The sequence below is a fragment of the Streptomyces melanogenes genome (assembly GCF_014649795.1).
GTDB classification, from domain to species: Bacteria; Actinomycetota; Actinomycetes; order Streptomycetales; family Streptomycetaceae; genus Streptomyces; species Streptomyces noboritoensis.
The window spans coordinates 30,881-44,207 of record NZ_BMTS01000001.1; the positions used below are offsets into that span (position 1 = coordinate 30,881).

Here is a 13,327-nt window from a genome sequence, read left to right on the forward strand (position 1 = left end):
CGGCACTTTATCGGAAGCCCGCCGACGGGCCGCGCTCGCAGGATCGAGGGGTGACGACGACAGCGCAGCCATCGGGCTCCACCAGGAAACCGTCCGCGACCGCCGTGATGGCCCTCGGCCACGCCACGGTCGACTTCTACCAGGGGGCGGTGCCCGCGCTCGTCCCCTTCCTGGTCGCCGAGCGCGGCTACGGCTATACGGCCGCCTCCGGCATCGTCCTCGCCGTGACTCTGCTTTCCTCGGTGGTGCAGCCGCTGTTCGGGGCGCTCACCGACCGCCGGACGATGCCGTGGCTGATCCCGGTGAGCAGCCTCTGCGCGGGTGTCGGCATCGCGCTGTCCGGGCTCGGCGGCTCGTACGTCCTGACCTGGCTCGCGGTCGCGCTCGCCGGGATCGGCGTCGCCGCCTACCACCCGGAGTCGGCGCGGCTCGCCCGCACCGCCGCCCGGGGCAGTCATGTCGCCATGGGGTGGTACTCGCTGGGCGGCACCCTCGGCTTCGCGCTCGCGCCGGTCGTCGTCGGGCCGGTGCTCACGGCCGGGGGGCTGGGCGCGACGCCGTGGCTGGTGGTGCCCGCGGCGGCCGGGGTGCTGGGGACGGTGTCCGCGATCCGGGTGCTCGCGCGGCGGGCTGCGGTCGGGCGGGCCGCCGCAGCCCGGTCCGCGGCGCCGGACAACTGGCCGGCGTTCCTGCGGCTTTCGGCGGTCGTGGTCTGCCGCTCGGTGGTGTTCGTCGGGCTGAGCGCCTTCATCGGGCCCTACGCCCAGGAGCGCGTCGGCGGCGGTCCCGCGACCGGGTCGGCCGCGCTGTTCACCCTGTTCGCGGGCGGCGCCGCCGGGACGGTCGCCGGGGGACGGCTCGCGGTGCGCTGGGGCCGGGTCCGTACCGTACGGCTCGCGTACGCCGCCTCCGTCCCGGTCGTCGCGGGCGTGGTGCTGGTGCCCGGACCCGGGCTCTTCGTCTTCGCGGCGCTCGCGGCCGCCGTGCTGTACGTGCCGTTCTCCCTCCATGTGACCCTCGGCCAGGACTTCCTGCCGAGCCGGGTCGGCACGGCCAGCGGAGTCACGCTAGGGCTCGCGGTGAGTGTCGGGGGAGTGGTGTCGCCCGGGATCGGGGCGCTGGGTGAGGCGGCGGGGCTCGGGGTTGCGCTCGCCCCGCTGATCGGCCTGTGCGCCCTGGCCTGGTGGCTGGCGCGCGGGCTGCCCGAGCCGGACACGGAGGCCTACGGGGCGAGCACCGGCAGCGCGCGCGGCACCACGTCCAGCGTGTAGCGCGCCGAGCCGGTGTACAGCAGGTCCCCGTCGTGCTCGAAGAAGAGCGGCTCGCCGTCCGTGCGCTCCACCACCACCCGGCGCCCCCGTGCGTACACCACCCCGTCCCGCCCCACATGGCTGCCGTCGCGGGCCAGGCGCACCATGTCCCGCAGCGGCAGTTCGGCGCCCGCCACACAGATGTCGAGCAGCCCGTCGTCCAGCACCGAGCACGGCAGCGGCATGAACTGCCCGCCCCGCCGCCGCCCGCCGCCCACCAGGACCGACACGGTCGCCCCGGACTGCACGACGACCCCGTCCACGCTCACCCGGCCCCGGTACGGCCGGAAGGCGATCATCGTGCGCGCCACCGCCGTCTGATAGCGGCGCCGGCCCGTCCCCAGTGCGTCCCGCACACTGGTGAGCGCCTGCGCGGCGAGCCCCGACGAGGCGCCGAGCAGCGCCAGTTCACCGGTCTCCGCTATCCGCGCCAGATCGACGCGGCGCACGTGCGGCGCGGACAGGGCGGCCTCCAGGGCGGCGGGCCACGGGCGGTCGGACCAGAGCTCCCGGTAGAAGGAGTTGCCGCGGCCGCCGGGCAGGACGAGCAGGGCGGCGCGCCGCTCCTCCCGCCCGGCGAGCAGACCCGTCACGATCTCGTGGGCGGTGCCGTCGCCGCCGACGCAGACCAGTACGGCCGGGCCGCCCGGCCCGCCCGCGGCGCGGGCGAGCTGACGGGCATGGCCCGGCCGCTCTGTCACAGCCAGCTCGACGGGCGTACCGGCCCCCGCGATCCGTCGCGCGACCTCGTGAGCCATCTCCCGGGAGTGCGTTCCCGCGGCTGGATTGGCCACCACCAGAACGGACTTGGGGGACGGACTCATCGACGGACACCTCGGCGCGCTCGGCGAAGCAGTGCTGTGGCGGAGAGGACAGGATTTGAACCTGCGCGGGCTGTTCGCGCCCGGTCCGGAACACGCCCGGAACCCCCGTTGGACCTCTTCGGGTACCTCTCCCATCGTCGTACGGATGGATCCTCGCCGGGGCCGCTGAGACCCCACTGAGACGACACTGAGACGCGTGTCTTACCCGGCCCGCCACCCGGGCACGCCGTCCGCCCGGCGCATGGCCCGATCCGCCCGCAGAACAACTGTCCCGGTGCCACGGGCAGTTGACTACCGGCCCGCCGGTCATTACGACGGCAGCGCGGGGGCGAGCGAAAGGCTGGGCTGTGCGATGGAGGACGACGATCCGCGCTGTCTGCGCCCGGGCGAGGCCCGGACCCTGCTGGCCGGCCTCCCCTGGCGCCGCGCCGTGGTGCTCAGCGGGCAGGAGGGCAGACTCGCCCGCAGTGCCGTGGTCCCCGGCTACCGGCCCCGGGTCTGGCCCGACCGGGTGGCCCGGGCGCTGCGCGAGGCCCGCCCCGGCCTCGCCTGCCTCCTGGTGCAGGCCCGGCGCGAACTCGTCCTCGCCGAGGTGCGCTCCCGCCAGCTGGCCCAGGCGCTCGCCTTCCGGGCCGACCTGGCCCTGATCGCCTGCGGCGGGCCCGATGTGCGGGCGCGCCGGTTCGACGCGGACGCGGTGGAGACCGAACTCAGCCGAATTCTCGCCTCGTTGAAGGAGGCGGAGTGCCGCCACACCGTGGTGGTCAGCCCCTTCGACTGGTCCGCCTCCGGCCAGCTGACCCCCGCCCAGCGCGACCGGGTGCGGTCCCGCCAGCGCCTCCTCGTGGAGCGCCTGACGATAGTAACGCTTCGTCATGGGGCGCTGCACATCGACCTGATGGGCCAGCCCGACACCGACCCCGGAACGCTGTGGAGCCCGCAGCCGGGCCGCCTCAACAGCCGGGGCCACGCCCTGGCGGCGGCACTGGTGGTGCGGACCCTGGCGGCCCGGCTCGCACCCTAGCGCCCTCAGCCTCGGGGGCGGCGGCCCGCCTCGGCGCGGCAGGACCGGTCCAGCGCCTCGTACAGATGGTCCAGATCGGCCCGGGTGAGCACGGCGGGCGGGGCGAGGCGCAGGACGTGCGGGGCGCCGGGCGCCCTGCCGGTGATCACGCCGTGCCGGACCAGCTCGATCAGCAGCCCGGCCGCCGCGTCCGGGCCGGTGAACTCGATGCCGAGGAGCAGCCCCCGCCCTCGCACCTCGCGCACCGCCGGTCCGTAGTGCCCGCGCACGATCCGGCCGGTCACCCGCAGGATCTCCGCGCCGAGCACCCGGGCCCGCCCGACCAGGTTGTCCTCGCGCAGTGCCGCGACCGCCCCGCGCGCGGCCGCCATCGCCAGCGGCGCCCCTGAGCAGGGGTACGGGTCGGCGTACGGGGCGTGGTCGAAGGCGGCGGACGCCCCGGCCGTCGCCACCACTGCCGCCAGCGGGACCACTCCGGCGCCAAGGGCCCCGCCGACGAGGAGCAGATCCGGCGCGACCTCCTCGCCGCCCGCGCCCCACCAGGCCCCGAGCCGCCCGAGCCCCGTCGCGGTCTCGTCGAGGGCGAGGAGCGCCCCGTACTCCCGGCACAGCGCGGCCACACTCCGCAGGAAGCCGGGCGGCGGCAGCACCACCCCGGCACCGCCCTGCACGGGTTCGACGAGGACACCGGCCCGCCCGGGCAGCCCCGCGAGCACCCGCCGCAACGCGGCCGTGTCGCCGTACGGGACCACGGAGCTGCTCGTAGGCGTCAACTCATCGATATTCGCCGCATGCTGACTGCCCGTCATGGTGACGATCCGGGTCCGGCCCCGGGCGCGGGCCATCCGGGCCGCGAGGGTCAGGGCCTGGACGGCCGAGCCGGTGAAGTGGACCCGTTCCAGGCCCGGCGGGGCGACCGAGAGGAGTGCGTCGGCGGCGAGCGCGGACTGCGGCTCCGGGAAGAGGCCGCTCGCCATCGGCCGGTGCTCCAACTGCTCGCGGACGTGGCGCAGCACGGTCGGATGGCGCGCCCCGGTCAGCGGGATGCCGAGGCCGCCGCAGTCCAGGAACCGGCCGCCCGCGTCGGTGGTGATCCAGGCGCCCTGGGACGCCACCTCCACCTGGCCGCCGAGGAGTTCGCCGAGGGCGCGCCCCTCGCCCGTCCGGGAGCGGTACAGCCTGCGCAGTGCCTCGCGGCCGGTCCGCTGCCGGACGACCGCCGCCACCGTCATGTCCCGGTTCGCCCCCTCTTTCCGAAGAACACCGGAAAGCTGCCACCGCCCGCTGAGAAGAATCTGAGACGGGACTGAGACCCGTGTGTCAGGGAATTGGGGCCCGCGGCTGCCACGATGCTCAGGACAGGGGGGAATGTCATGAGTATCGGTACCTTCGCCGTTGACGGCGGCGACACGGTTTTCGGAGCGTTACGGGCCTACGGCGACAATCCCAGCGCGTTCCTCGCGATGAACGAGGGGAAAGAGTACTTCACCGTTGCGGGCAGGCACGGAGTGATCCCTTATCGGGATACCGGCAGCCATCTGCGTCAATCCGCCGGAGTGATCGCTTCCCACGACGGCCAGGAGCCGTTGCTGCGCGCCTTCACGGAATTCGCCGCACAGCGCTGCCGCAAAGTGGTCGCCACCCGGCTGCGGCGCCCGGAGGCCGAACTCTTCTCGCGCTGCGGCTTCACGGTGAACCAGGCGGGCTCGTCCTATTCGGTCTACCTGCCGGAATTCCGCCTCGGCGCCCCGCGCCTGGCCGACCTGCGGCTCGCGGTGTCCCGGGCGTGGCTGGCGGGGCTGCAGGCGGCGGAAGCGGCGGAAGCGGCGGACGGGGACAGCGCGGCCGGGCCCGGGGAGGAGGCCGACGGGCGGCGGGTGTTCACGGGCCGGATCGGCGACGAGGTGGTCGCATCCGTCACGTATCTGCCGGTCTTCGGCACCCGTCCGGGCTGGCTGCACCACACCGCGCACCGGCTGCCGGGCGCGCCGCAAGGCGCCCTGGAAGCGGTCGGCCTGGAGGCGGTACGGGTCTTCGCGGCCGAGGAGGCGCAGTGGCTGCACCTCGGCTTCACCCCGTTCGCCGAACTGGGCGCACAGTACGAGCTGGCCTCCGCCAGTGTGCTGGCGGCGCGGCTGCTGCGGCTGGCGGCCGAGCGCGGTGAGTGGCGGCACGCGACGGCCGGGCGCCTCGCCCACCAGCGGCTCTGGGATCCGCATCTGGTGCAGCCCGGCTATCTGGCATGGCAGGGCCGAGCGGCCGCCGGGGCGCTCGGCGAGCTGTTGCGGCTCGCCAAGTCGCCCTGACGGACGCCCGGTCGGTCAGAGCGCCACCGGCTCTCTGCGCAGGATGTCCTGGAAGCGTGCGCGCAGCGCGTCCCCGGGCTCCAGGCCGAGGTGGTGCGAGAGCCGCTGCCGGGTGCGGTGGTAGGCGTCGAGCGCCTCGGCCTGCCGCCCCGACCGGTACAGCGCGGTGATGAGCTGCTCGCAGAACCGCTCGCGCAGCGGGTACTGGGCGTGCAGCTGCTGGAGTTCGGTGATCACCTCGCGGTGCCTGCCGAGGTCGAGCTCGGCGTCGAAGAGGTGCTCGTACGCCATCAGCCGCACCTCGGTGAGCCGGGTGTAGGCGAGCCGGCTGATCATGCCCTGGCCGGTGTCGAGAAGGGCGGGCCCGCGCCACAGGGCCAGGGCCTCGGTGAGCAGCCGGACCACGCGCTCGGGCGAGGCCCGGCGCGCGGCGGTGGCCTGCCGCACCAGGGCGGTGAACAGCGAGGCGTCGACGTCCCGTTCGGGCAGCGACAGCGCATAGCCGAAGCTGGACGTCTGGATGAGGCCGCGCGGGCCGTCGCGCCCCGTGCGGGACTCGATGATGCGGCGCAGCCGGGCGACATGGCCCTGGAGCGAGTTCTCCGCGTTGCGCGGGAGTTCCTCGCCCCACAGCTCGTCGATGAGGTCGTGACGTGAGACGGGCCGGTTGGGCGACAGGGCCAGTGCGGCCACGATCGCCCTGAGCTTCTCGCCGGGAATCCGGAAGGTGAGATGGCCGTCGGTGATTTCCAAAGATCCGAGCAGGCGAACTTTCAACGTGCTTCCCCCGTGCTTCGTGCTGAATCCTATGACTCCGCCGACGCCGGACAGGGATCTTCCGGCAGCGCCGGTGGATTTGGATGATCACCGCTCGAAGAGCGGTGATCTTACCCCGTAACGAACATGGATGAAGAGTATTTGTCGCTTCTGACACGGTCAACGCAATTGAAAGTCGGGTGACGCACTGTGAGGGGGCTCACGCGGGAGCGCGCCCACGGTCCGGTGCGATTCAGCCGACGAGCCGGAGCGCGGTGTCCGACCGCCCCACGCTCACCGTCTGACCCCATGTCAACTCCAGTGCGTCGGACTCGATTCCGTCGCCGAAGGCGACGAGCCGGTCCGACTCCACGGTGAGGCGCAGCCTTTCGGCGTACTCAAGCACCCCTTCCACCAGGCTTGTTCCGGTGGTGGGCGAGGGCCAGGCCTCCCGTACGAACCAGATGAGCCGGGGGTCGGCCGGGCCCGGCAGCGCGAGGCGGCTGCCGCGCTGCTGCCACAGCGAGCGCAGCCAGCCCGTGGACCCGGTGCCGGTGCCCACCAGCAGGCCGGAGGAGGCCTGGGGTTCCGGGGCGGCGGCCGGGTCGTCGGGGCCCAGGCGGTAGCGGGCGGTCTGGTGGCCCGGCGGGCCCAGATAGATCTCGTTCAGCGCCAGCAGCCGCTGGGTGTCGTCCGCGACCGCCTCCACCATGGTGAGCTCGTCGGCGCGGGCCGTGGCGGCGCACGGCAGCAACGCGCCCGCGTCGGAAGGCCGGTGGCGCACCAGCACGCCCGGGTTGCGGCCCGGGTCGGTGTCGATGCCGACCACGGGCTGCCCCGAGAGGTACTTGGCCGTGTTGGCGACGAGCCCGTCCTGCCCGACCACCACGACCACGTCCTCCGGCGCGAACAGGAACCGGTCCAGATCGGCGCGCTCCACCTGCGACTGCCGCCACTGGAGCGGCACGGCCGCCGCCACCTCGGCGAGTGCCCGCCGGGTGCGGTGGTGGCGCTCGGCCACCTCGTCGAGGGAGCGCCCGCGCGAGGCGAGGAAGAACGCGGCCTGGCCGTGGGTGCCGTGCCGGGCCAGCAACTCCTCGTACTCCGTGGTGCGGTGGACGAGCACCGCGCGCGGCGCGAGGCTCACCGCTCCTCCTCGGCCGGGCGGGCCAGCTTGGCGAGCAGTCCGGTGAGCACGTCGGGGGAGAGGGTGAGGCTGTCGATCCGGGGCAGGTTCTCGGCGAGCCGGGTCGCGGTGAGCGCGTGGAGCGTCGCCGTGTCGACGTCGGCGTGCACCCGCAGCCAGGCGGCCTGGGCCTGGGCGCGGGCCTCGCCGGTGGTGCGGGCAGCCTCGGCCTCGGCCCGGGCGAGCCGGACCGTACGGGCGGCCTCGGCCTCGGCGCGTACACCGTCGGCGGCCGCGTTCTCCTCGGCCTCGCGGCGGGCGTTGGTGCCGCGCTGCTCGACCAACTGCTCCTCCCTGCGGGCGAGTTCGACCTTGCTGGCGAGCTCGTTCTCGGCGATCGTGCGCTCGCGCTCGACGGCCACCGCCCGGCGCTCGTACGTCGCCCGGTCGGCCTCCTGCTGGATCTGCTCGCGGGCCGGGGTGCGCAGCGCCCGCTCCACCTCCGGCTCGGGGCGGATGGCGACCACCCGGACCGCCACCACCTCGATGCCGGTGGCTGGCAGCCGGGGCTCGGCCGCCAGCCCGGCCGAGATCCGCTCGCGCACCGACGCCACCCCGTCGACCAGGGCCGCCGCGAGCGGGGTGCGGGCGAGCACGTCGAGCGCGTGCTGCTGGGCGGTCTCGGTGAGCAGCGTGGACAGCTGCTCCAGCGGGGCGCCGCGCCACACACCGCTGTCCGGGTCGATCGAGAAGTCGAGCCGGGCGGCGGCGACGGCCGGGTCGCTGATCCGGTACGTGACGGTGGCCTGCACGGTGACGTCCTGGAAGTCGGACGTCCGGGCGTGGAAGGCCATCGCCAACTCGCGGTCGTCGACCGGCACTTCGGAGAGCGCGGCGGACAGCGGCCGGAACCAGAAGCTGAGCCCGGGCCCGTCGTGGACGAGCCGGCCGCGCTTGTGGTGGCGGATGTGCGCGGTGGGCGCGGAGCGCGCGTGGCGCCAGCCGAACCGGCGGTTGATGTCGGCCATGGTGGGACCCTCTCTTTTTTCGTCATGGCGACGATATTGGGTGTCCGTCGATATCGTCAAGATGACGAAAGGGCTCGCGCGGCCCCGCCCGGTGGCGCGGGCCAGGGCGGTGCGGGCCACCGGGTCGTCGCGCAGGGCCGCGCCCAGGACCGCGGTGGGACCGTCGCGGTCCTGGCGTCCGGGCCGCCGGGGCGAGGGCAGGGCGACGAGCAGGGGCGGGCGAACGGCGTGCGCCGTCTCGAAGGCGGGCGACATGCGCCGATGCTGACAACCGGGACATCGCCGGTCAACGGCCGGGAGTTAAGCCTGTGTGGCATTCCTGCGAACCTGCTCAGACCGAGGTGCGCGAGGCCCCGAAGGCGCCGCGCGGGGGCTGTGCGACGCACGGTTTTACCCGTCCGGTATCCGCGAAGCCGTTGACATGTACCGGCCGCGTCGTGAATCTTGATGCTCGAAACTCCACCGTTCCAAGCATGAATGCGCACGCATAGCCCCCTCGTTGTTCGGAAGTGGCTTCGGAACCAGCTTCCCGAGCGGCTCGGTACGAACGGAGAACACTCCTTGCGGAACCTTCGACACCGCCGGGGGAGAGTGGCCGCCGCCGTGCTCGCGGCGGCCGCGCTCACCCTCACCGCGCTCACGGTCCCGGCCGCCTCGGCGGCCGACGCCGCCCCGCCCTCCGGCACCCTCGACGGCACCTCCAAGAGCGTCACCTGGCAGAGCCCGGTCTACCCCAAGGGCACGGTCGGCTCGCCCGACAAGTGCGGCACCCCGGCCGAGGACCCGTCCAACGCCGTCTGCGCCCGCTTCGACCTGACGGTGAACCCGCCGGCCGGCGAGTGGGACGACAACCCCGAGGGCGGGATCCCCGTCTCCATCCAGTGGGAGAAGCCCACCGACGACTTCGACCTCTACATCTACGACTCGGCGGGCAAGAAGGTCGCCGAGAGTGCCGGGACCGCCGACCCCGAGGCGACGGTCATCCCCAAGGCGTCGGGCACGTACCACGTGGTCGTCGTCCCGTACGACGTGCACGACAACTCCTTCACGGGCAAGGCCTATCTGCCCGAGGCGAGCGACGCCGGGAACCTGACCGGTTTCACCGGCGGACACGGTACGTACGAGATCGCGGCGGGCGCGCTCAAGGCCCGCGCCGAGTTCTTCGAGGACGACACCCTGCGGCTGCAGGCCTCGCCCGACGGTGTCCTCGCGGACCCGCCGGGCAGCCGCATGATCCAGCACCAGCCGAAGCCGCGGCGGGCGACCAGTTCCTTCGACGCGGGCGCCTACTACGGGATCCGCGCCAAGGACACCGTCCTGCGCGTCTACAAGAAGCCCCTGCGGTTCGGGCTCTACAAGGCCGACAACCGCACCGCGCTCTGGCAGGAGGCCGACCCGCTGCGCTGGACCACCGGCGGTCTGCGGCAGAGCCTGGCGCGCGGCGCCACCGAGCAGTTCTTCGGCGGCGGCGAGCAGAACGGCAGCTTCTCGCACCGCGACCAGGTGATGAACGTCGGCAACAACACCAACTGGAACGAGGGCGGCTACAACAACTCCCAGCCGTTCTACGTCTCCTCGGCCGGCTACGGCGTCTTCCGCAACACCTTCGCGCCGGGCGTCTACGACTTCGGCCCCCACGTCCGCACCGGCCAGCAGGAACGGCGCCTGGACGCCTACTACTTCACCGGTGACGTGAAGTCCGTGATCGGCAAGTACACCTCGCTGGTCGGCAAGCCGTTCATGCCGCCGGTGTACGGGCTGGAGCCCGGCGACTCCGACTGCTATCTGCACAACGCCAACCGGGGCGAGCGGCACACCCTGGACGCGCTGAAGGTCGCCGACGGGTACGTGCAGAACCAGATGCCGCTCGGCTGGATGCTCGTCAACGACGGCTACGGCTGCGGCTACGAGAACCTCGCCGAGACCGGCCAGGGCCTCCAGGCGCACAACGCCCAGCTGGGCCTGTGGACCCAGGACGGCCTGGACAAGCTCGCCGACCAGGTCAAGGCGGGCCAGCGGGTCGCCAAGCTCGACGTCGCCTGGGTCGGCAACGGCTACGGCTTCGCCCTCAACGCCTGCGACCAGGCGAAGGCGGGCATCGAGGACAACAGCGACGCCCGCGGCTTCGTCTGGTTGCCGGTCTCCTGGGCGGGCGCCCAGCGCTGCGGCGTCCTGTGGAGCGGCGACCAGAAGCTGAGCTGGGACTACATCCGCTGGCAGATCCCCACCTACGCGGGCGCCACGCTCTCCGGCATCGCCTACAACACCGGTGACGTCGGCAGCATCTTCGCCCACGACCCGAAGATGTACGCCCGCGACCTCCAGTGGAAGGCCTTCCTTCCCGCGATCATGACGATGGACGGCTGGTCGAGCGACCTCACCACCAAGAAGCCGCACGACCAGCAGCCGTGGCTGGACGGTGAGCCGTACACCTCCATCAACCGCAAGTACCTCCAGCTGAAGGAGCGGCTCATCCCGTACATGTACGGGCTCTCCAAGGACGCCACGAAGACCGGCGTCGGCGCGGTCCGGCCGCTGTCGCTCGAATACCCGGACGACCCCAACACGCTGGGTCCGAACGCCAGGTACGAGTTCCTGGCGGGTCCGGACTTCCTGGTCGCCCCGGTCTACAGCGACACCGAGGTGCGCGACGGCATCTATCTGCCCAAGGGCACCTGGACGGACTACTGGACGGGCAAGACCTACCAGGGTCCGACCACGATCAACGGCTACAAGGCGCCGCTCGACACCCTTCCCCTGTTCGTGAAGGGCGGCTCGATCGTCCCGATGTGGCCGAAGGGCACGCTGTCCTGGCAGACCCGGGACAAGGGCGAGCTGGACTACGACATCTACCCGCAGGCGGGGAAGTCCGCGTACACGCTGTACGAGGACGACGGCGTGACCCGGCAGTTCGCCCAGGGCTCGTCGGCCACGCAGCGGGTCCAGGTGCACTCGACGGGCCGGGGCTCGGTCATCGAGGTCGGCCCCAGCGTGGGCAGCTACACGGGCAAGCCCGCCGCTCGCGCGTACCGCTTCACGGTGCACGCGAAGTCCGCGCCGGCGGCCGTCGCCGTGGGTGGCGACCGGCTGCACCGCTACGGCTCCGCGCAGGAGCTTTCGGCGGCTGGCTCGGGCTGGTTCTACGACAGCAAGACGGGAGTGACGGAGGTGAAGACCGCCTCGGTCCAGACCGCGCGCGGCTTCACGGTCACGCTCGGCTGACCCGACGGGCAGCGGGGGCCGCACCGGAGTCTCCGGTGCGGCCCTTCGTCGTCACCGCCCGGCCGTCGGGTGGGTGCGCGCGTAGTGGCGGCGGGCGCGGTCGCGGTTGCCGCAGTCGCCCGAGCTGCACCAGCGGCGGGTGCCCGCGCGCGTACGGTCCAGGAAGAACCAGCCGCAGCCGGGGCCCGCGCAGCGCCGGACCCGGGAGGCGGTGGGCCCGGAGAGCAGCTCCTCGGCGTGCAGGGCGAGGGTGTGGCACAGATCCGTGAGGTCCCGGGTGCCCGGCTCCCACCGCAGCGGCAGCACGGGCGGCAGGGCGGCCGCCTCGCGGGCCCGCAGCAGGGCGTGACGCAGTGCCCGCCAGGCGGGGGCGGGCGGCGCCTCCCCGTCCACCAAGGCGTCCAGGACCGCTTCGAGCACGTCGCGCAGTGCGACCAGCTCGGCCAACTCAGCGTCGTCGACGGGTAGTTCACCGTCCGGTACGGCCGGGAAGACCTCCGCCGTCACGGCCCAGCGCAGCCAGCCCGCCGCATCGCTCACGCGCTCGGCGCGGCGGGCCGGTTCGGTGCGCCAGGCCACGGTGTTGACGAAGTCGAGGACCGGGTGGCCGCCGATGAAGGAGGGCTGCTTCTCGCTCACCGGCCCATCGTAGGCGCGGAGTCGAAAAACTAACGAGCTAGAGTGCTTATGCTTGTTAGCGTGCCCCGCATGGACACTCAACTGCCGGACCGCGGCGAGGCGATGCCGCGCGACCGCTTCCACGCGGGACTCAGGGCCGGGGCCGGGCTCGCCGCCGCCGCGTTCCTGATGGCCATCAGCTTCGGCGCGATCAGCCAGGCGCGGGGCTGGGGCTCGGTCGCCCCGGTCGTCTGCTCGCTGGTGGTCTTCTCGGGCTCGGCGCAGTTCGCGCTGGCCGGGACGCTGGGCGCGGGCGGCGGCGTGGTCGCGGCCGTCGTCGCGGCGGCCCTGGTCAATGTGCGGTACGTGCCGATGGGCATAGCCGTGGCCCGGGATCTGCGCGGCGGTCCGCTGCGCCGCGCGGTGGAGGGGCAGGCCGTGGTCGACGGCTCCTGGGCCGCCGCGCACCTCGGTGGCGGGCGGTTCGACCGGGCGTTCCTCTTCGGCGCGACCGCCGTCCAGTGGCCCGCCTGGGTGGCGGGCACCGCGCTGGGCGTCGTCGTCGCCCCGGACCCCTCGCTCGTGCACCGGCTCGGCCTCGATGTGCTCACGCCCGGCCTGTTCCTGATCCTGCTCCTCGACGAGGTGCGCCGCGACCGCGCGGGCCGACTGCCCGCCGCCCTCGGCGGGGCCGTCGCCGGGGCGCTGCTGTTCGTCCTGCCGACCGGACCGGCCCTGATCGGCGCGGCGGCCGCCGCGCTGCTCGCCCTGCGCACCACCCGGGAGGCCGTCCGATGATCGTGTGGACGGCGATCGGCACCGTAGCGGTGCTCGGATTCGCGCTCAAGGGAGTCGGGCCCGCGCTGCTCGGCGGCCGTGAACTGGCCCCGCGCACCCGCTCGTTGCTCGCCCAGCTGGCGCCCGCGCTGCTCGCCGGGTTCGTCGTGGTGGCGGTCGCGGGCCGGGACTGGGCGGCCGTCGACGGCACGGTCCTCGGCGGACTCGCCGTCGCCCTCGGCCTGCGCCTGGGCCGGGCCCCGCTGCCGGTGGCCCTGGTGGGCGCGGTGGTGGCGACGGCCCTGCTCAGGGTGGTGACGGGTTAGGGATCCGGTG

The 13,327-nt window shown here is 73.5% G+C and carries 12 protein-coding genes and 1 tRNA gene; 6 read left to right on the top strand and 7 right to left on the bottom strand.

Features of this window, described 5'->3' with window-relative positions; all coding sequences use genetic code 11:
* Nucleotides 1-50 precede the first annotated feature (50 nt).
* On the top strand, nt 51-1,271 hold the full coding sequence (locus IE252_RS00150; protein WP_373298487.1) for an MFS transporter: 1,221 nt from the start codon (nt 51-53) through the stop codon (nt 1,269-1,271).
* Here the strand turns inward: IE252_RS00150 and IE252_RS00155 are convergent.
* Nucleotides 1,223-2,134, bottom strand: a complete 912-nt coding sequence (locus IE252_RS00155) for a diacylglycerol/lipid kinase family protein (protein ID WP_229847764.1) — start codon at nt 2,132-2,134, stop codon at nt 1,223-1,225. The genes IE252_RS00150 and IE252_RS00155 overlap by 49 nt on opposite strands.
* Before the next feature lie 37 nt (nt 2,135-2,171).
* Nucleotides 2,172-2,266: transfer RNA gene (locus IE252_RS00160), tRNA-OTHER, on the bottom strand.
* Between the two features lie 142 nt (nt 2,267-2,408).
* On the opposite strand from IE252_RS00160, the gene IE252_RS00165 reads away from it, so the two are divergent.
* Entirely contained in the window at nt 2,409-3,158 is a 750-nt protein-coding gene (locus IE252_RS00165) for a GDSL-type esterase/lipase family protein (RefSeq protein WP_190087140.1), read from the top strand.
* Nucleotides 3,159-3,163: 5 nt separating this feature from the next.
* Here IE252_RS00165 and IE252_RS00170 read toward each other — a convergent pair whose 3' ends face one another.
* Nucleotides 3,164-4,390 (bottom strand): aminotransferase class III-fold pyridoxal phosphate-dependent enzyme, encoded by a 1,227-nt coding sequence (locus IE252_RS00170; protein ID WP_190087141.1) that lies wholly within the window; start codon nt 4,388-4,390, stop codon nt 3,164-3,166.
* 141 nt (nt 4,391-4,531) lie between these two features.
* Between IE252_RS00170 and IE252_RS00175 the strand changes: the two genes are divergently transcribed.
* Nucleotides 4,532-5,464 (top strand): phosphatidylglycerol lysyltransferase domain-containing protein, encoded by a 933-nt coding sequence (locus tag IE252_RS00175; protein ID WP_190087142.1) that lies wholly within the window; start codon nt 4,532-4,534, stop codon nt 5,462-5,464.
* A gap of 15 nt (nt 5,465-5,479) precedes the next feature.
* On the opposite strand, the gene IE252_RS00180 is transcribed toward IE252_RS00175, so the two are convergent.
* From IE252_RS00180 to IE252_RS00190, 3 genes are all read right to left on the bottom strand, one after another.
* Complete coding sequence (locus IE252_RS00180) at nt 5,480-6,241, bottom strand: AfsR/SARP family transcriptional regulator (protein WP_190087143.1); 762 nt, start codon at nt 6,239-6,241, stop codon at nt 5,480-5,482.
* Nucleotides 6,242-6,473: 232 nt separating this feature from the next.
* Nucleotides 6,474-7,367 (bottom strand): diacylglycerol kinase catalytic domain-containing protein, encoded by an 894-nt coding sequence (locus IE252_RS00185; RefSeq protein ID WP_190087144.1) that lies wholly within the window; start codon nt 7,365-7,367, stop codon nt 6,474-6,476.
* On the bottom strand, nt 7,364-8,374 hold the full coding sequence (locus IE252_RS00190) for an SPFH domain-containing protein (RefSeq protein ID WP_190087786.1): 1,011 nt from the start codon (nt 8,372-8,374) through the stop codon (nt 7,364-7,366). Before IE252_RS00190 ends, IE252_RS00185 begins: the two co-directional genes overlap by 4 nt.
* A gap of 561 nt (nt 8,375-8,935) precedes the next feature.
* Between IE252_RS00190 and IE252_RS00195 the strand changes: the two genes are divergently transcribed.
* Nucleotides 8,936-11,596, top strand: coding sequence for a glycoside hydrolase family 31 protein (locus IE252_RS00195; protein WP_229847766.1), 2,661 nt, complete (start codon nt 8,936-8,938; stop codon nt 11,594-11,596).
* A gap of 51 nt (nt 11,597-11,647) precedes the next feature.
* Here IE252_RS00195 and IE252_RS00200 read toward each other — a convergent pair whose 3' ends face one another.
* Nucleotides 11,648-12,235: a CGNR zinc finger domain-containing protein gene (locus tag IE252_RS00200; RefSeq protein ID WP_190087146.1), complete on the bottom strand. Its 588-nt coding sequence runs from the start codon at nt 12,233-12,235 to the stop codon at nt 11,648-11,650.
* Between the two features lie 69 nt (nt 12,236-12,304).
* Between IE252_RS00200 and IE252_RS00205 the strand changes: the two genes are divergently transcribed.
* Both IE252_RS00205 and IE252_RS00210 read left to right on the top strand, forming a co-directional pair.
* A complete protein-coding gene (locus IE252_RS00205; protein ID WP_229847768.1) occupies nt 12,305-13,012 on the top strand; it encodes an AzlC family ABC transporter permease in 708 nt (235 codons plus the stop codon).
* The gene (locus IE252_RS00210) at nt 13,009-13,317 is read left to right on the top strand and encodes a branched-chain amino acid ABC transporter (protein ID WP_190087147.1); all 309 of its coding nucleotides are present in this window, start codon (nt 13,009-13,011) and stop codon (nt 13,315-13,317) included. Before IE252_RS00205 ends, IE252_RS00210 begins: the two co-directional genes overlap by 4 nt.
* The last annotated feature ends 10 nt before the right edge of the window (nt 13,318-13,327 follow it).

Coding starts and splice junctions, on each gene's coding strand:
- IE252_RS00155 (WP_229847764.1), bottom strand. CDS start 2,134: ATGAGTCCGTCCCCCAAGTCCGTTCTGGTGGTGGCCAATCCAGCCGCG.
- IE252_RS00170 (WP_190087141.1), bottom strand. CDS start 4,390: ATGACGGTGGCGGCGGTCGTCCGGCAGCGGACCGGCCGCGAGGCACTG.
- IE252_RS00175 (WP_190087142.1), top strand. CDS start 4,532: ATGAGTATCGGTACCTTCGCCGTTGACGGCGGCGACACGGTTTTCGGA.
- IE252_RS00190 (WP_190087786.1), bottom strand. CDS start 8,374: ATGGCCGACATCAACCGCCGGTTCGGCTGGCGCCACGCGCGCTCCGCG.
- IE252_RS00205 (WP_229847768.1), top strand. CDS start 12,305: ATGGACACTCAACTGCCGGACCGCGGCGAGGCGATGCCGCGCGACCGC.
- IE252_RS00210 (WP_190087147.1), top strand. CDS start 13,009: ATGATCGTGTGGACGGCGATCGGCACCGTAGCGGTGCTCGGATTCGCG.